This is a genomic window from Pseudomonas sp. CAU 1711, from assembly GCF_039888625.1.
Taxonomy (GTDB): Bacteria; Pseudomonadota; Gammaproteobacteria; order Pseudomonadales; family Pseudomonadaceae; genus Aquipseudomonas.
In genome coordinates, this window is the sequence record NZ_JBDQQT010000014.1 from 1 (window position 1) to 17308 (window position 17308).

The window sequence follows — 17308 nt, forward strand, 5'->3', positions numbered from 1 at the left end:
GTCTGCTTGCGCTTGCCGGCGTACTCGGCATCGGCGAAGGTCATCTGCTTCATCGGGAAACTCGGGCAACGGGATCGGCGTATTTCACCAGATTCGGGAAGTCTTCTTCAGAATTTCCCTAGAGCAATTGTCCTTCCGCATCGCTGGCCAGGGCGCTGTCCACCTTGTCCAGCAGATCGCGCACCTTCTCCCGCGTGGTGGTGGCTTCCTGGTCCAGGCGCTGCTGCTTGTGCAGCAGGTCGTGGGTGATGTTCAGCGCGGCCATCACGGCGATGCGGTCGGCGCCTATGACTTTGCCGCCGGAGCGGATCTCGCGCATCTTGCCGTCCAGATAGCGGGCGGCGCTCTCCAGGTTGGCGCGCTCTTGCGCCGGGCAGGCGATGCAGTATTCCTTGTCGAGGATGTGTACGGTGACGGTGTTCGGCTGGGTCATGAGTCCTGCTCCAGGGCCTTCAGGCGCGAAATCATCGCTTCGACCTTAAGCCGGGCCATTTCGTTCTTTTCGATCAGATGGGCGCGTTCCTCGCGCCAGGCCTTCTCGCTGGCCAGCAGGGCACGGTTCTGCGACTTGAGCTGCTCGACACGCTGGATCAGCAGTTCCAGCTTGCGCGTGAGGGCTTGCAGTTCGGCGTCTTCCATTGGCTCCACCAGGTCAGAGAGTCGCTGCACTATAAAGGATGTGCGGCGGGGCTGCGACGCTGGCTTGGATGGCTCGGGCGTGCCCGCCGGTGCTAGGATACGGGGCCTACATTCTAGAGATTGCGCGGTTCAGCGCCTAGTTGCCATGCCCACTTCGAGCTCCCCCTACAGCGCCTTCGCCGCCCTGCTGACGAGCAGCGGCAAATCCGTTTCCCCCGCCGAACTGCACGGCCTGCTGCTCGGTCGCAGCTGCGCCGGCGCCGGCTTCGAGGCCGACGCCTGGCTGAGCGATGCCGCCGAGCTGCTCGGCGGCGAGCCGGCCGACAACGTACGCCAGGCCCTGATCGGCCTGCAGGAGATGGTCAAGGGCGAGCTGTCCGGCAGCGACATCACCCTGGTCCTGCTGCTGCCCGGCGACGACGCGTCGCTGGCCGAGCGGGCCAAGGCCCTGGGCCAGTGGTGCCAGGGCTTCCTCGACGGCTTCGGCATGGTGGTCGGCAATGCCGCGCTGAGCGCCGAGGCCATGGAGGTGCTGCAGGACCTGTCCGCCATCGCCCAGGTACAGGGTGGCCTGGAGGAGTCCGAGGACGGCGAGAACGACTACATGGAAGTCATGGAGTACCTGCGCGTCGCCCCGCTGCTGTTGTTCGCCGAGTGCGCCAAGCCCGTCGCGCCGGCCCCGAAACCCTCCCTGCACTGAGGTCGAGCCCATGGCCAGCATTCCCCGCGCCGAGTACGCCCGCCGTCGCAAGCTGCTGATGGAGCAGATGGAGCCCAACAGCATCGCCATCCTGCCGGCGGCGCCGGTGTATATCCGCAACCGCGACGTCGAGCACGTCTACCGTCAGGACAGCGACTTCCAGTACCTCACCGGCTTCCCCGAGCCGGAGGCGGTGATGGCGCTGATCCCCGGGCGCGAGCACGGCGAGTACGTGCTGTTCTGCCGCGAGCGCGACCCCGAACGCGAGCTGTGGGACGGCCTGCGCGCCGGCCAGGATGGCGCGGTGGCGCAGTACGGCGCCGACGACGCCTTCCCCATTGGCGATATCGACGACATCCTCCCGGGCCTGATCGAGGGCCGCGAGCGGGTCTATTACGCGATCGGCTGCAATCAGGAATTCGACCACCGGCTGATGGAGTGGATCAACCACATCCGCGCCAAGGCGCGCCAGGGCGCCACGCCGCCCAACGAATTCGTCGCCCTCGACCACCTGCTGCACGATATGCGCCTGTACAAGAGCGCGGCCGAGGCCAAGGTGATGAAGGAGGCCGCCGAGATCAGCGCGCGCGCCCATGTGCGCGCCATGCAGGCCAGCCGCGCCGGCCTCGCCGAGTACCACCTGGAAGCCGAGCTGGACTACGAGTTCCGCAAGGGCGGGGCGAAGATGCCGGCCTACGGCTCCATAGTCGCCGCCGGCAAGAACGCCTGCATCCTGCACTACCGCGAGAACGATGCGCCGCTGCGCGACGGCGACCTGGTGCTGATCGATGCCGGCTGCGAGATCGACTGCTACGCCAGCGACATCACCCGCACCTTCCCGGTCAGCGGCAAGTTCTCGCCCGAGCAGAAGGCCATCTACGAGCTGGTGCTGGCCGCCCAGGAGGCCGCCTTCCTGGAGATCGCCCCGGGCAAGCACTGGAACGAGGCCCACGAGGCCACCGTGCGGGTGATCACCGCCGGCCTGGTCGAGTTGGGCCTGCTCGAAGGCGAGGTCGACCAGCTGATCGCCGCCGAGGCCTACAAGCCCTTCTACATGCACCGCGCCGGCCACTGGCTGGGCATGGACGTGCACGATGTCGGCGACTACAAGGTCGGCGGCGAGTGGCGCGTGCTGGAGCCGGGCATGGCCATGACGGTCGAGCCCGGCATCTATATCGCCCCGGACAACGAGCAGGTGGCCAAGAAGTGGCGCGGCATCGGCGTGCGCATCGAGGACGACGTGCTGGTGACCAAGAGCGGTTGCGAGATCATCACCAGCGGCGCACCCAAGACGGTGGCCGAGATCGAGGCGCTGATGGCCGCCGCCCGCGAGCGGGCCGCCTGAGTTCATGAGCCGCGCACGACTGGCCACTATCGGCGCCGGGGCCGTTGCCGGCAGGCCGGGGGCGAGCCCGGCCCTGCCGAGGAGCATGGCCTGATGGCCCGAGTCCAGTTGGCCATTATCGGCGGCGGTCTGGTCGGCGCCAGCCTGGCCCTGGCCCTGCAGGCCGGGGCGCGGGCGCGCGGCTGGAAGATCGTGCTGGTCGAGCCCTTCGTCCCCGGGCACGGCTACCAACCCAGTTACGACGCGCGCTCCAGCGCGCTATCGCATGGCAGCCGGCTGATCTTCGAGCGCCTCGGTCTGTGGCCGCTGCTGGCCGAGCGCGCCGAACCCATACTGCAGATTCAGGTGTCCGAGCGCGGGCGCCTCGGCGCCACCCGCTTGAGCGCGGCGGACGAAGGCGTGCCGGCGCTCGGCTATGTGCTGGAGAACGCCTGGATGGGCCACTGCCTGTGGCAGGCGCTGGATCCCGCGGTGGTCGAGTGGCGCAGCCCGGCGGAAGTGACGCGGCTGCAGGCCCTGGGCGACGGCTACCGGCTGTGGCTGAACGACGGCTCCGGCCTCGACTGCGACCTGGCCGTGCTGGCCGACGGCGGCCGCTCCGGCCTGCGCGAGCAGCTCGGCATCGCCGTGCGTCACACGCCCTATGAGCAGTGCGCGCTGATCGCCAATGTCAGCCCGGCCGAGGCGCATGGCGGCCAGGCCTTCGAGCGCTTCACCGAGCAGGGGCCGCTGGCCCTGCTGCCGCTGTCGGACAACCGCTGCGCCCTGGTCTGGACCCGTCCGCCGGTGGACGCCGAGCGCCTGCGGGGCCTGTCCGAGCGGGCCTTCCTCGACGAGCTGCAGCAGGCCTTCGGCTATCGCCTGGGCAGCCTGCGCCAGGTCGGCACGCGCCACCTGTACCCGCTGGCGCTGGTCGAGGCCGCCGAGCAGGTGCGCCCGCACCTGGTGCTGCTGGGCAATGCCGCGCACAGCCTGCACCCGGTGGCCGGGCAGGGCTTCAACCTGTCGCTGCGCGATGCCCAGACCCTGGCCGAGGTGCTGCTGGCCGGCCCCGCGAGCCCCGGCGACTTCGCCACCCTGCGGCACTACCTGGCGCGTCAGGATCAGGACCAGGCCCTGACCGTCGGCTTCTCCGACCGCGTCACCCGCCTGTTCGGTCGCGACGAATCGCTGCTGGTGGCCGGGCGCACCCTCGGCCTGCTCGGCCTCGACCTGCTGCCGCCGGCCAAGCGCTGGTTCGCCCGCCAGGCCATGGGCCTGGGTACCCGTTCGTTGTGAGTAAGGCGCATGAGTGATAAGCGACTGGCGCGCCGCGCGCGTCTGCTGCGCCTGGTCCTGAACCTGTACCCGCCCTATCTCGGCGCCGGTATTCGCGTGCGCGAGATCAGCCCGGATTTCCGCCGGGCACGGGTATGCATGGCGCTGCGCTGGTATAACCGTAACTATGTGCGCACCCAGTTCGGCGGCTCGCTGTACAGCATGACCGACCCCTTCTTCATGCTCATGCTGATGCAGCTGCTGGGCAACGACTACATCGTCTGGGACAAGGCCGCCAGCATCGACTTCGTCAACCCCGGCAAGGGCCCGGTGTATGCCGACTTCCGCATCGACGACGCCCTGCTGGCGCAGATTCGCGCCAAAACCGCCGGTGGTGACAAGTACCTGCCCGAGCTGCACGTCGATATCCGCGACGGCGCCGGCAGCCTGGTCGCCACCGTGCACAAGACCCTTTACGTTCGTCTCAAACCGCGCGCCCGCCAGGTCGCCTAAGGACAACAGATGCAAGCGGACCTGATCATCGTGGGCGCCGGCATGGTCGGCAGTGCCCTGGCCCTGGCCCTGGAGCACAGCGGCCTGGAGGTCCTCGTCGTCGATGGCAGCTCGCTCAGCGTCAAGCCCTTCGATGCTCAAGGCGCCTTCGAGCCCAGGGTCAGCGCGCTGTCCGCCGCCAGCCAGCGCATTCTCGAACGCCTCGGCGTGTGGCAGGGCATCGCCGCTCGGCGCGCCTCGCCCTATCGCGACATGCGCGTGTGGGACGGCTCCGGCACCGGCAGCGTGCATTTTTCCGCGGCCAGCGTGCACGCCGAGAGCCTCGGCCACATAGTCGAGAACCGCGTGGTCCAGGATGCCCTGCTCGACCGCCTGCACGACAGCCGCATCGGCCTGCTCGGCAGCGCCCGCCTGGAGCAGCTGCGCCGCTCCGGCGACGGCTGGCTGCTGACCCTGGTCGACGGCCGCGAGCTGCGCGCGCCGCTGCTGGTGGCCGCCGACGGCGCCAACTCGGCGGTGCGCCGCCTGGCCGGCTGCGCCACCCGCGAGTGGGATTACCTGCACCACGCCATCGTCACCAGCGTGCGCTGCGAGCGTCCGCATCAGGAAACCGCCTGGCAGCGTTTCACCGACGACGGCCCGCTGGCCTTTCTGCCGCTGCGGCGTGGCGAGGATCAGCACTGGTGCTCGATCGTCTGGTCGACCCTGCCGGGCGAGGCCGAGCGGCTGATGGCGCTGGGCGACGAAGCCTTCCGCCACGAGCTGGGCAAGGCCTTCGAGTGGCGCCTGGGCCAGGTCACCCAGGTCGACCCGCGGCTCTGCATCCCGCTGCGCCAACGTCACGCCAAGCGCTACGTGGAGAGCGGCCTGGCGCTGATCGGCGATGCCGCCCACAGTATCCACCCGCTGGCAGGGCAGGGGGTCAACCTGGGTTTCCTCGACGCCGCCGTGCTGGCCGAGGTGCTGCTGCATGCCATCGAGCGCGGCGAGCAACCGGGCGACGTGCGCGTGCTCAGCCGCTACGAGCGTCGGCGCATGCCGCACAACCTGGCGATGATGGCGGCCATGGAGGGCTTCCAGCGCCTATTCCAGGCCGACCCGCTGCCCGTTCGCCTGCTGCGCAACAGCGGCCTCAACTGGGTTGACGAGCTGCCGGATGCCAAGGCCCTGTTCGTCCGCCGCGCGCTCGGCCTGGTCGGCGATCTGCCGCAGCTGGCGCAGGCCTGATCCGTTCGGGTGGCAATCTCGCAATATGCGGTAACGCTGCGGCAGCGTGTCGTGTTGAGAAGCTAAATAGCATTCACTACTATTCAGCCTCTCTCGACATGACAAGAGGCAGCAGCCATGCAGTCCCGCTCTGGAATCCTCGCCATTCTGGCCCTCTCCGCCCTGGCCGGCGCCGCCCAGGCCGCCGACGAGATCGTGGTCTACTCCTCGCGCATCGACGAACTGATCAAGCCGGTGTTCGATGCCTACACCGCCAAGACCGGTACCCCGATCAAGTTCATCACCGACAAGGAAGCGCCGCTGCTGGCGCGCCTGAAGGCCGAGGGCGAGAACACCCCGGCCGACCTGCTGATCACCGTCGATGCCGGCAACCTCTGGCAGGCCGAGCAGCAGGGCGTGCTCAAGCCGCTCGACTCCGCGCTGATCGCCGCCAATATCCCGGCCCAGTACCGCTCCAGCTCGGGCGCCTGGACCGGCCTGTCGCTGCGCGCGCGGACCATCTTCTACTCCACCGAGCGGGTCGATCCGCAGGAGCTGTCCACCTACGAGGCCCTGGCCGACAAGAACTGGGAAGGCCGCCTGTGCCTGCGTACCAGCAAGAAGGTCTACAACCAGTCGCTGACCGCCACCCTGATCGAGGCCCACGGCGCGGCCAAGACCGAGGAGATCGTCAAGGGCTGGGTGAACAACCTGGCCACCGACGTGTTCGCCGATGACACCGCGCTGCTCCAGGCCATCGACGCCGGCCTGTGCGACGTGGGCATCACCAACACCTATTACTACGGTCGCCTGCACAAGGCGAACCCGCAGTTCAAGGTCAAGCCCTTCTGGCCGAACCAGGGCGACCGCGGCGTACACGTCAACCTGTCCGGCGCCGGCGTGACCAAGCACGCCCCGCATGCCGAGGCCGCCCAGCAGCTGCTGGAGTGGATGACCACGCCGGAGGCGCAGAGCCTGTTCGCCGACCTCAACCAGGAGTACCCGGCCAACCCGGCGGTCAAGCCGTCCGCCGAAGTGGCCGCCTGGGGCGAGTTCAAGGCCGACAGCGTGCCGGTGGAAGTGGCCGGCAAGCGCCAGGCCGAGGCCACCATGCTGATGGACCGCGCCGGCTGGAACTGAGAGGCGGCGCCAAGCCACAAGCGACAAGCTGCAAGTAAAGGCCAAAGCGCTGCGGAGCTGGATAGCCCCCGCACACTGATGCGCTTGCAGCTTGCCGTTATACTCGACGCCCCGGCCAGTCCGGGGCGTTTCGTTTTCGCCTGCCAGGAGTCCGCGTGAGCCATCCCGTCCAGCGCCGCTGGTATCCCATCGCCTTCGCCATCGCCGCCCTGGTGCTGCTGCCGCTGTCGGTGCTACTGCTGTCCTGGCACGAAGTGGACGGCGAGATCTGGCGCCACCTGTGGAGCACCCAGATGCCGCGCCTGCTGGGCAACACCCTGCTGCTGGTGAGCGGGGTGAGCGTCGGCGTGGTGCTGCTCGGCGTCAGTCTGGCCTGGCTCACCAGCCTCTGCGAGTTTCCCGGGCGGCGCTGGCTGGACTGGGCGCTGATGCTGCCCTTCGCCATCCCCGCCTATGTGCTGGCCTTCGTCTTCGTCGGCCTGCTGGACTTCGCCGGGCCGGTGCAGAGCCTGGCCCGCGACTGGTTCGGCAGCGGCATCCGCTTCCCCCCGGTGCGCTCCGGCGGCGGGGTGATCCTGGTACTGGTGCTGGTGTTCTACCCCTATGTCTACCTGCTCGCCCGCGGCGCCTTCCTGGCCCAGGGCAAGGGCCTGATGGAGGCCGCGCGGGTGCTCGGCCTGTCGCCCTGGCAGGCCTTCTGGCGAGTGGCCCTGCCGATGGCGCGGCCGGCCATCGGCGCCGGCCTGGCGCTGGCGATCATGGAGACCCTGGCCGACTTCGGCGCCGTGTCGGTATTCAACTTCGACACCTTCACCACCGCCATCTACAAGACCTGGTACAGCTTCTACAGCCTGTCCAGCGCCACCCAGCTGGCCAGCCTGCTGCTGCTCGCCGTGCTGCTGGTGCTCTACGGCGAGCGCCGCGCCCGCGGCGCCTCGCGCCCGGCCAGCGAGCGGCCACGCGGCAAGGCGCTGTACCACCTGCATGGCTGGAAGGCCTTCGCCGCCAGCACCTGGTGCGGCCTGGTGTTCGCCTGCGCCTTCGTCGTGCCGCTGCTGCAGCTGCTGCTGTGGTTCTGGCAACGTGGTCGCTTCGACCTCGACGAGCGCTACGTCGGCCTGATCCTGCACACCCTCTGGCTCGGCGCTATCGCGGCGGCGCTCACGGTGGGGGTGGCGTTGCTGCTGGCCTTCGCTCGGCGCCAGGCGCCGGCGCGGCCGATGCGCGCGCTGGTCGGCCTCGGCAATCTGGGCTACGCGCTGCCCGGCTCGGTGCTGGCGGTGGCGATCATGCTGGCCTTCAGCTGGCTCGACCGCGAGCTGGTGATCCCGCTGTCCGCCTGGCTCGGCGGCGCCGGCAAGCCGCTGCTGCTGGGCAGCCTGTTCGCCCTGCTGCTGGCCTATCTGGTGCGTTTCATGGCGGTGGCCTACGGACCGCTGGAGAGCAGCCTGGCGCGCATCCGCCCGTCGTTGCCGCAGGCCGCGCGCAGCCTCGGCGTCGGCGGGCCGGCGCTGTTCCTGCGGGTGTACCTGCCGCTGCTGGTGCCGGGCACGCTGTCCGCCGCGCTGCTGGTGTTCGTCGACGTGCTCAAGGAAATGCCGGCCACCCTGCTGATGCGCCCCTTCGGCTGGGACACCCTGGCGGTGCGCATCTTCGAGATGACCAGCGAGGGCGAGTGGGCGCGCGCCGCGCTGCCGGCGCTGACCCTGGTGCTGGTCGGCCTGCTGCCGGTGATCGGCCTGATCCGCCGCTCCGCCCGTCAGCCCGGGCACTGATCCGGCCTGTCCCGAAAGTCAGGGAAATGCGCCGACCGGGCGGTCCGTAGGCGGCGTGACCAGTCGCATTCGCGGGGCTACAATGCGCGCCTGCTTACGCAGCCGTCCATGTACCCCGCACCCGCCGACCGGCAGGGCAGGGGCCCGCAGAAGGAGTTATCCATGGGACAGCGTACACCCCTGTATGAACAGCATCTGGCCCTCGGCGCCAAGATGGTCGATTTTGGCGGCTGGGACATGCCGCTGCATTACGGCTCCCAGGTCGAGGAGCATCATCAGGTGCGGCGCGATTGCGGCGTGTTCGACGTCTCCCACATGACCGTGGTCGATATCGCCGGCGCCCAGGCCAAGGCCTGGCTGCAGCACCTGCTGGCCAACGACGTGGGGCGCCTGAAGACTCCGGGCAAGGCGCTCTACAGTGGCATGCTCAACGAGCGCGGCGGGGTGGTCGACGACCTCATCGTCTACCTCACCGACTGGGGCTACCGCATGGTGGTTAACGCCGCTACCCGCGACAAGGATCTGGCCTGGATGCGGGCCCGTACCGCCGGCTTCGAGGTCAGCCTGAGCGAGCGTCCGGAGCTGGCCATGCTGGCCATCCAGGGCCCGCATGCCCGCGCCAAGACCGCCGAGCTGGTGACCCAGGCACGCGCCACGCTGATCAACGAACTCAAGGTGTTCCAGGGCCTGCCGGAAGGCGACTGGTTTATCGCCCGCACCGGTTACACCGGCGAGGACGGCCTGGAGATCATGCTGCCGGCCGCCGACGCGCCGGCCTTCCTCAGCGAGCTGGTCGGCGCCGGCATCGCCCCGATCGGCCTGGGCGCACGCGACACCCTGCGGCTGGAGGCCGGCATGAACCTGTATGGCCAGGACATGGACGAAGATACTTCGCCACTGGCCGCCAATATGGGCTGGACCATCGCCTGGGAGCCGGCCGGACGCGACTTCATCGGCCGTGGCGCCCTGGAGAGCCAGCGCGCCGTAGGCGACCAGCCCAAACTGGTCGGTCTGGTGCTGGAGGAGCGCGGCGTGCTGCGCGCCCACCAGGTGGTGCGGGTCGAGGGCGTGGGCGAGGGCGAGATCACCAGCGGCAGCTTCTCGCCGACGCTGAACAAGTCCATCGCCCTGGCCCGCGTGCCGGCCGCCACCGGCGAGCGCGCCGAGGTGGAGATCCGTGGCAAGTGGTATCCGGTGCGGGTGGTGCAGGCCAGCTTCGTGCGCAATGGCAAGGCCGTCATCTGATTCGTCCGGGTGAGGCGCCAGCGCCCGCCCCAACTGCTAAATTTTCCGGGCGGCCTCTTCGCCCATCGATTCCGAGGAAGACAACATGAGCAATATCCCCGCCGACCTGCGTTACGTAGCCAGCCACGAGTGGATTCGCCTGGAAGCCGACGGCTCGGTGACCGTGGGCATCACCGACCATGCCCAGGAAGCCCTGGGCGATGTGGTCTACGTCGAGCTGCCGGAAGTCGGCAAGCAACTGGCCAGCGGCCAGGAAGCCGGCGTGGTGGAATCGGTGAAGGCCGCTTCCGACATCTACGCGCCGCTCGCCGGTGAAGTGCTGGCCGTCAACGAGGCCCTGGCCGATGCGCCGGAGCAGGTCAATGGCGAGCCCTACGCCGCCTGGTTCTTCAAGCTCAAGCCGAGCAACCCGAGCGAGCTGGACGGGCTGCTCGACGCCGCCGGTTATCAGGCCGTCTGCTCCGCCGATGCCTGAGGCTGATGGCCGCGTCTAGCACGCGGCCCGCCGCCGATAACTGCGATTTCCGCTGTCGAGCCTCGATCCGTCGAGGCTCTGTCATTTTTCGAGAGCCCCACCATGTCCCAGACGCCCCGTCTCGACCAGTTGCAACAGCCCGATGCCTTCCTCCGCCGCCACCTCGGCCCCGATGCCCGCGAGGAGCAGGCCATGCTCGCCGCCCTCGGCGTGGCCAGCCGCGAAGAGCTGATCGTGCAGACCGTGCCGCCGGCCATCCGCCTCAACCGCGAGCTGGAGCTGCCGGCCGCGCTGGACGAGCAGGCGGCCCTGGCCAAGCTGCGCGGCTACGCCGAGCAGAACCAGCTGTGGACCAGCCTGATCGGCATGGGCTATCACGGCACCATCACCCCCACGGTGATCCTGCGCAACCTGCTGGAGAACCCGGGCTGGTACACCGCCTACACCCCTTACCAGCCGGAGATCGCCCAGGGCCGGCTGGAGGCGCTGCTGAACTTCCAGCAGCTGACCATCGACCTCACCGGCCTGGACCTGGCCAGCGCCTCGCTGCTCGACGAGGCCACCGCCGCCGGCGAGGCCATGGCCCTGGCCAAGCGGGTGGCCAAGAGCAAGAGCAACCTGTTCTTCGTCGACCAGCACTGCCATCCGCAGACCATCTCGGTGGTGCAGACCCGCGCCGAAGGCTTCGGCATCGAGGTCAAGGTCGGCAGCCGGGACGAACTGGCCGGCCTGCAAGTGTTCGGCGCCCTGCTGCAATACCCGGACACCCATGGCGAGATCGTCGACATCAAGCCGCTGATCGAGCAGCTGCACGCGCAGAACGCCCTGGCTTGCGTGGCCACCGACCTGCTCAGCCTGCTGCTGCTGACCCCGCCCGGCGAGCTGGGCGCCGACGTGGTGTTCGGCTCGGCCCAGCGCTTCGGCGTGCCGATGGGCTACGGCGGCCCGCACGCGGCCTTCTTCGCCACCCGCGACGCCTTCAAGCGCGCCATGCCCGGGCGCATCATCGGCGTGTCCAAGGACGCCCGCGGCAACACCGCCCTGCGCATGGCCCTGCAGACCCGCGAGCAGCATATCCGCCGCGAGAAGGCCAACTCCAATATCTGCACCTCGCAGGTGCTGCTGGCCAACATGGCCAGCTGCTACGCCGTCTACCACGGCCCGCAAGGCCTCAAGCGCATCGCCCAGCGCGTGCACCGGCTGACCGCCGTGCTGGCCGCCGGCCTGGCGCAGAAGGGCGTCAAGCGCGACAACCAGTTCTTCTTCGACACCCTGACCCTGGACGTCGGCGGCATGCAGACCGCCATCCTCGAGTCGGCCAAGGCCGCGCGCATCAACCTGCGCATCCTCGGCCGCGGCAAGCTGGGCGTCAGCCTCGACGAGACCTGCTCGGAGCACACCGTCGAGCAACTGCTGTGCATCTTCCTCGGCGCCGACCACGGCCTGAGCCTGGCCGCGCTGGATGCCGGCGAGGTGCCGGAAGGCATCCCGGCCGCGCTGCAGCGCAGCAGCGGCTACCTGAGCCACCCGGTGTTCAACAGCCACCACAGCGAAACCGACATGCTGCGCTACCTCAAGCGCCTGGAGAACAAGGACCTGGCGCTGAACCAGGCCATGATCCCGCTGGGTTCCTGCACCATGAAGCTGAACGCCACCAGCGAGATGATCCCGGTGACCTGGCCCGAGTTCGGCGCCCTGCACCCCTTCGTGCCGGCCGAGCAGGCCGCCGGCTACAAGCTGATGATCGACGAGCTGGAGGCCTGGCTGCGCGCCATCACCGGCTTCGACGCCATCTGCATGCAGCCCAACTCCGGCGCCCAGGGCGAGTACGCCGGCCTGCTGGCGATCCGCAAGTACCACGAGAGCCGCGGCGAAGGCCATCGCGACATCTGCCTGATCCCGGCCTCGGCGCACGGCACCAACCCGGCCTCGGCGCAGATGCTCAACATGCGCGTGGTGGTGGTCGAGTGCGACGCCGCCGGCAACGTCGACCTGGAGGACCTCAAGTCGCGCGCCGCCGAGGCGGGCGACAAGCTGTCCTGCCTGATGATCACCTACCCCTCGACCCACGGCGTGTACGAGGAAGGCATCCGCGAGATCTGCGAGGTGGTACACGGCTTCGGCGGCCAGGTCTATATGGATGGCGCCAACCTCAACGCCCAGGTCGGCCTGGCCCGTCCGGCCGACATTGGGGCGGATGTGTCGCATATGAACCTGCACAAGACCTTCTGCATCCCGCACGGCGGCGGCGGCCCGGGCATGGGCCCGATCGGTGTCAGGGCACATCTTGCGCCCTTTGTCGCCAATCACCCGGTGGTCGAGCTGCAGGGGCCGAACCCGCATAACGGCGCGGTCAGTGCCGCGCCCTGGGGCAGCGCCAGCATCCTGCCGATCAGCTGGATGTACATCGCCATGATGGGCCCGCAGCTGGCCACCGCCACCGAGACGGCGATCCTCAGCGCCAACTACCTGGCCAGCCAGCTCAAGGGCGCCTTCCCGGTGCTCTACAGCGGCCGCAACGAGCGCGTCGCCCACGAGTGCATCCTGGATCTGCGCCCGCTCAAGGCCGAGACCGGCATCAGCGAGGAAGACGTGGCCAAGCGCCTGATGGACTACGGCTTCCACGCCCCGACCATGAGCTTCCCGGTGCCGGGCACGCTGATGATCGAGCCGACCGAGAGCGAATCCAAGGAGGAGCTGGATCGCTTCATCGAGGCCATGCTGAGCATCCGCGCCGAGATCGCCAAGGTCGCCAGCGGCGAATGGCCGGCGGACAACAACCCGCTGAAGAACGCGCCGCACACCCTGGCCGACGTCACTGGCCTGTGGGAGCGTCCGTACAGCATCGCCGAAGCGGTGACGCCGTCCGCCCACACCCTGGCGCACAAGTACTGGCCGGCGGTGAACCGGGTGGACAACGTCTACGGCGACCGCAACCTGTTCTGCGCCTGCGTGCCGATGGACGACTATCGCGAGTAAGCCCTAGGTGCAGAGTACGAGCCCGCCCCATGGGCGTAATGCTGTTCACTTAGCGACATTGCGCTCGACCGAGCTTTGATTGAGTCGGCGGTGCGGCTGTTGTTGAGGGCCGGGGTGAGGGGCAGGCAACGAGTAGGCGATAGTCCCTCACCCCCAGCCCCTCTCCCGGCGGGAGAGGGGGTGCTCTCAAGACGCTGCGACTCTGGAAAGAAATCGCGGCGTTTTCTTAAGTGAGCAGCATGTCGCCCGCGGCCTCGTCGTTTCTAGCCGGCGTGCCGTGCCAGCCACTCCAGGAAGGCCGCCTCGGCCATGGGTCGGCCGAACAGGTAGCCCTGGCCCAGGGAGCAGCCGTGCTGGCGCAGCCACTCCAGCTGGGCGTCGTTCTCGATGCCCTCGGCCACGCATTCCAGGTCGAGGTTGCGGGCGATCACCAGGATGGTCTCGACCAGCATGCGTCCGCTGTCCTCATCCAGGTCGCCGATGAAGCTGCGGTCGATCTTCAGCCGGTCCAGCGGCAGGCGCTTGAGGTAGGTCAGCGAGGAGTAGCCGGTGCCGAAGTCGTCGATGGCGAAGCGCACCCCCTGGCCCTTGAGCGCCTGCATGGTGGCGATGCAGTGGTCGACGTCCTCCAGTAGCACGCCCTCGGTGATCTCCAGCTCCAGCGCGCCGGGGCGCAGGCCATTGCCGCTCAGGCAGGCGCCGATGCGTTCGGCGCAGTCGCCCTGGCGCAGCTGGCGCGGGCTGAGGTTGATCGCCAGCACCAGCCGTGGCCAGTCGGCCTGCCAGCGTCCCAGGCAGGCGCAGGCCTGCTCCAGCACCCACTGGCCCAGCTCGTGGATCAACCCGGTCTCCTCGGCCAGCGGGATGAACTGGCCCGGCGGGATATCGCCGCGCTGCGGATGGTGCCAGCGCAGCAGCACCTCGGCACCGACGACGCGCCCGCTGGCCAGTTCCAGCTGCGGCTGGAACGCCAGGCTCAGCTGCTGGCGCGCCATGGCCTGGCGCAACTCGCTCTGCAGCTGCAGGCGCTGGTCGATCACCGCCTGCATTTGCGGGGCGAAGAAGTGCAGGGCGTTGCGCCCGGAATGCTTGGCCCGGTACATGGCGGTATCCGACTGCTTGAGGGCATCGTCGGCGTCCTGGCCGGGCAGCGGGTGCAGGGTGATGCCGATGCTGGCGCTCAGCGCCAGGTCGTGGCCGTGGATCTGGAAGCTGCCGCGCAGGCTGGCCAGCAGCTTCTCGCCCACCTCGGCGGCCAGCTCGGCGGCCTGGGCCTGGCTCTCGGCGAGGGTCTCCAGCAGCACCACGAACTCGTCGCCGCCGAGCCGTGCCAGGGTGTCCTCGGCGCGCAGGCTGCGGCTCAGGCGCGTGGTGACCTCGCGCAGCAGGGCATCGCCGACCGGGTGGCCGAGGCTGTCGTTGACCGTCTTGAAATGATCCAGGTCGATGAACAGCAGGGCGCCGAAGTTGCCCTCGCGACGCTCGCGGGCCATGGCGTGCTGCAGGCGGTCCTGCAGCAGGCGGCGGTTGGGCAGGCCGGTGAGCTCGTCGCTGTAGGCCAGGCGTTCGATCTCGCGCTGGTAGCGCTGGCGCTCGGAGATATCGATGATGCTGCTGCGCAGCAGCAGCGGTTCGCCGGGCATGCGTACCAGGCGGACCTCGCAGGGCAGCAGGTGGCCGGCGCTGTCGCGATGCAGCCATTCGAACACCGGTGTCTCGCCGGCGATGGCGCTGCCCACATAGGCCCTTCCGGCGGCTTCCGAGGCGCGCCCGTCGGGCTGCTGCGGCGGGCTCAGCTCGCTCGGCTTGCGCCCGAGCAGGTCGTTGCGGCTGCAGCGGAACAGGCGCAGGGCGTTGGCGTTGGCCTCGATGATGCCGCCATCCGGGCTGAACAGCAGGATGGCCTCGGGCGCATGCTCGACCAGGGTGTGGTAGCGCGCCTCGGCCTCGCGCCGCGCGGTGATGTCCTCGACCAGGGTCAGGCAGGCCTCCAGCTGGCCCTGCGGGTCGCGCACCGCGCGCAGGCTGAGGCGGGTGTAGACGGTGCTGCCGTCCCGGCGCAGGAAGCGCTTCTCCAGCTCGAAGTCGTCGCGCCGGCTGCTCTGGATGGTGGCGAACAGGGCTTCCTCCGCCTCCATGTCGTCCGGATGGCTGATTTCCAGCCAGCGCCCGGCGCGCAGCTCCTCGCGGTTGCGCCCGAGGATCTGGCACAGCTTGGCGTTGACCTCCAGCCACTGGCGCTGCGGGCTGATCATGGCCATGCCGATCAGCGGCGCCTCGAAGAACAGGCGCAGCCACTCGTCGCGCTCGCGCAGGCGCCGCGCGGTGAGCTTGCGTTCGCTGATGTCCTGGATCGCACCGTACAGGCGCACCACCTGGGTGCCGTCCTTCTCGGCGAAGCCCTTCAGGCGCACCCAGCGCGCGGTGCCGCGGGCGCCGAGCAGGCGCAACTCCAGGTCGAAGGGTTCGCCGCTGAGCATGATCCGCTGCAGGGTCTCGTTCATGCGCTGCTGGCTGGGCTCGTCGTAGCGCGCCAGGGCCGCCTGCATGTCCGGCGCGCCGCCGGCCGGGTCCAGCTCGTTGAGGCGGAAGCAGCCCTCGGTCCAGTACATCTTGCCGCTGTCCAGCTCCAGCACCCAGCCGCCGATATCGGCCAGCGCCTCGGTCTGGCTCAGCAGGTGGGCCTGGCGCAGCAGCTCCTCGCGATGCCGGGCCAGCTCGTCGGCGAGCCTCTCGCGCTCGCTGACGTCGTGGTTGAGCGCCACCACATGGCTGATCTGGCCGTGCTCGTCGAGCAGCGGCGCCACCGTCACCTCGTTCCAGAACGCCTGGCCGTCCTTGCGCCAGTTGCGCAACACCTCGCTGTGCACCCGACCGCTGGCGATGGCCTGGCGGATGCGCAGCAGGGCGCTCTGCTTCTGCCCCGGAGCGACCAGCAGGCGGCTGGAGGAGCCGATGATCTGCTCGCGCGGGTAGCCGCTGATCTTCTCCAGCGCCGGGTTGCAGTAGATGAAGGGCACGCCGGGCTGGCGCAGATCGGAGATCGACACGCCCAGCGGGCAGGCTTGCAGGGCCAGGTTGGCCAGGGCCAGCTCCTCCTGCATGGCGGCATTGGCGGCCAGGCTGCCCTGGCGGTCGCCGAGGGCGCGGCCGACCAGCAGCGCGGCCATGCTCAGCAATAGCGCGCCGAAGTGCAGCTGCAGGGGCTGCGGTTCGTGCCACGCGGCACTGCCGGCGAGCAGGGGCATGGCCAGCGCCGCCAGGCTGGTCGGCACGGCTCCCGCGAGGGCGCCGGAGAAGCCTCGGGCGAGGCTCAGGCACAGCAGCAGTGCGCCGATCAGCGGTAGCGCCAGGGGCAGGGGCAGCCAGAGCATCGGCAGAGGCACGCCGAGCAGCAGGAGCGGGGCCAGCCAGCGGGGCAGGGGGCGCGACGGCGTCGCGCCGCGCAGGGCGCCGAGCGCCCAGTCGCGCCGGCGCAGGCGCGGGGTGAGCAGCACCAGCAGCGGCAGGCCGATGCCCAGGGCGGTCAGGCTGTCGACCAGCCACAGGCTCAGGGTGGCCCGGCCCCATGCCGCAATGGCGACCTCTGCACTCAGCAGCTGGCCGCTCTGCTCCCCGGTGGCGAGCAGCAGGGCGGGAGTCAGTGCACCGAGCAGCAGCAGGCGCAGCAGGCTGGCGAGGTCGGTCAGGCCGGCATCGCTGCGCCGCAGGGCCAGCCAGGCGAGGCCGACGGCGAGGGCCTCGGGCAGGGCATGCAGCGGCGCCCAGCGCCAGTCCGGGGCCCACAGCACCGCCCCGAGCAGGGCATTGAGATAGACCGCCGGCAGCACCCGCGGCCCCCACCAGAGGGTGAAGACCAGGCCGAGGGCGAACGACGGGTGCCAGAGCGCCGTGCCGCCAGCGGTCTGGCCCGCCAGGGACAACCAGGTGGCCAGATGGAGCAGGGGCAGCGGCAGCCACCAGGTCCACCTCGGCAGTCGCGCGGAATCCACGGCCATGCTGACCTCGAGCTGATCACCTCAGGCAGCATAGAT

The 17308-nt window shown here is 69.4% G+C and carries 13 protein-coding genes; 10 read left to right on the plus strand and 3 right to left on the minus strand.

The window, feature by feature from the left end:
• Positions 1 to 118: 118 nt before the first annotated feature.
• Entirely contained in the window at positions 119 to 433 is a 315-nt protein-coding gene (locus AAFN46_RS15940) for a cell division protein ZapA (RefSeq protein ID WP_347809680.1), read from the minus strand.
• The gene (locus AAFN46_RS15945; RefSeq protein ID WP_347809681.1) at positions 430 to 639 is read right to left on the minus strand and encodes a TIGR02449 family protein; all 210 of its coding nucleotides are present in this window, start codon (positions 637 to 639) and stop codon (positions 430 to 432) included. Before AAFN46_RS15945 ends, AAFN46_RS15940 begins: the two co-directional genes overlap by 4 nt.
• Before the next feature lie 145 nt (positions 640 to 784).
• Here AAFN46_RS15945 and AAFN46_RS15950 point away from each other — a divergent pair, with 145 nt between their 5' ends.
• The 10 genes from AAFN46_RS15950 to gcvP all read left to right on the plus strand — a co-directional run bounded on the left by AAFN46_RS15950 (position 785) and on the right by gcvP (position 13274).
• The gene (locus AAFN46_RS15950) at positions 785 to 1339 is read left to right on the plus strand and encodes a YecA family protein (protein ID WP_347809682.1); all 555 of its coding nucleotides are present in this window, start codon (positions 785 to 787) and stop codon (positions 1337 to 1339) included.
• A gap of 10 nt (positions 1340 to 1349) precedes the next feature.
• Positions 1350 to 2684 carry a Xaa-Pro aminopeptidase gene (gene pepP / locus AAFN46_RS15955; RefSeq protein WP_347809683.1) on the plus strand — a complete coding sequence of 445 codons (1335 nt, stop codon included), beginning with the start codon at positions 1350 to 1352 and terminating at the stop codon, positions 2682 to 2684.
• Between the two features lie 93 nt (positions 2685 to 2777).
• Positions 2778 to 3962 (plus strand): 2-octaprenyl-6-methoxyphenyl hydroxylase, encoded by a 1185-nt coding sequence (ubiH, locus tag AAFN46_RS15960; protein ID WP_347809684.1) that lies wholly within the window; start codon positions 2778 to 2780, stop codon positions 3960 to 3962.
• A gap of 9 nt (positions 3963 to 3971) precedes the next feature.
• Positions 3972 to 4454 carry a DUF4442 domain-containing protein gene (locus tag AAFN46_RS15965; RefSeq protein WP_347809685.1) on the plus strand — a complete coding sequence of 161 codons (483 nt, stop codon included), beginning with the start codon at positions 3972 to 3974 and terminating at the stop codon, positions 4452 to 4454.
• Positions 4455 to 4463: 9 nt separating this feature from the next.
• Complete coding sequence (locus tag AAFN46_RS15970) at positions 4464 to 5681, plus strand: 2-octaprenyl-3-methyl-6-methoxy-1,4-benzoquinol hydroxylase (RefSeq protein WP_347809686.1); 1218 nt, start codon at positions 4464 to 4466, stop codon at positions 5679 to 5681.
• A 117-nt stretch (positions 5682 to 5798) separates the two neighbouring features.
• Positions 5799 to 6800 (plus strand): extracellular solute-binding protein, encoded by a 1002-nt coding sequence (locus AAFN46_RS15975; RefSeq protein ID WP_347809687.1) that lies wholly within the window; start codon positions 5799 to 5801, stop codon positions 6798 to 6800.
• A gap of 155 nt (positions 6801 to 6955) precedes the next feature.
• Positions 6956 to 8575, plus strand: coding sequence for an iron ABC transporter permease (locus AAFN46_RS15980; RefSeq protein ID WP_347809688.1), 1620 nt, complete (start codon positions 6956 to 6958; stop codon positions 8573 to 8575).
• Between the two features lie 162 nt (positions 8576 to 8737).
• On the plus strand, positions 8738 to 9820 hold the full coding sequence (gcvT, locus tag AAFN46_RS15985; RefSeq protein ID WP_347809689.1) for a glycine cleavage system aminomethyltransferase GcvT: 1083 nt from the start codon (positions 8738 to 8740) through the stop codon (positions 9818 to 9820).
• 85 nt (positions 9821 to 9905) lie between these two features.
• Positions 9906 to 10295, plus strand: a complete 390-nt coding sequence (gene gcvH, locus AAFN46_RS15990; RefSeq protein ID WP_347809690.1) for a glycine cleavage system protein GcvH — start codon at positions 9906 to 9908, stop codon at positions 10293 to 10295.
• Positions 10296 to 10397: 102 nt separating this feature from the next.
• Positions 10398 to 13274: an aminomethyl-transferring glycine dehydrogenase gene (gene gcvP / locus AAFN46_RS15995; protein WP_347809691.1), complete on the plus strand. Its 2877-nt coding sequence runs from the start codon at positions 10398 to 10400 to the stop codon at positions 13272 to 13274.
• A 263-nt stretch (positions 13275 to 13537) separates the two neighbouring features.
• On the opposite strand, the gene AAFN46_RS16000 is transcribed toward gcvP, so the two are convergent.
• Entirely contained in the window at positions 13538 to 17272 is a 3735-nt protein-coding gene (locus tag AAFN46_RS16000; protein ID WP_347809692.1) for an EAL domain-containing protein, read from the minus strand.
• Positions 17273 to 17308 lie beyond the last annotated feature (36 nt).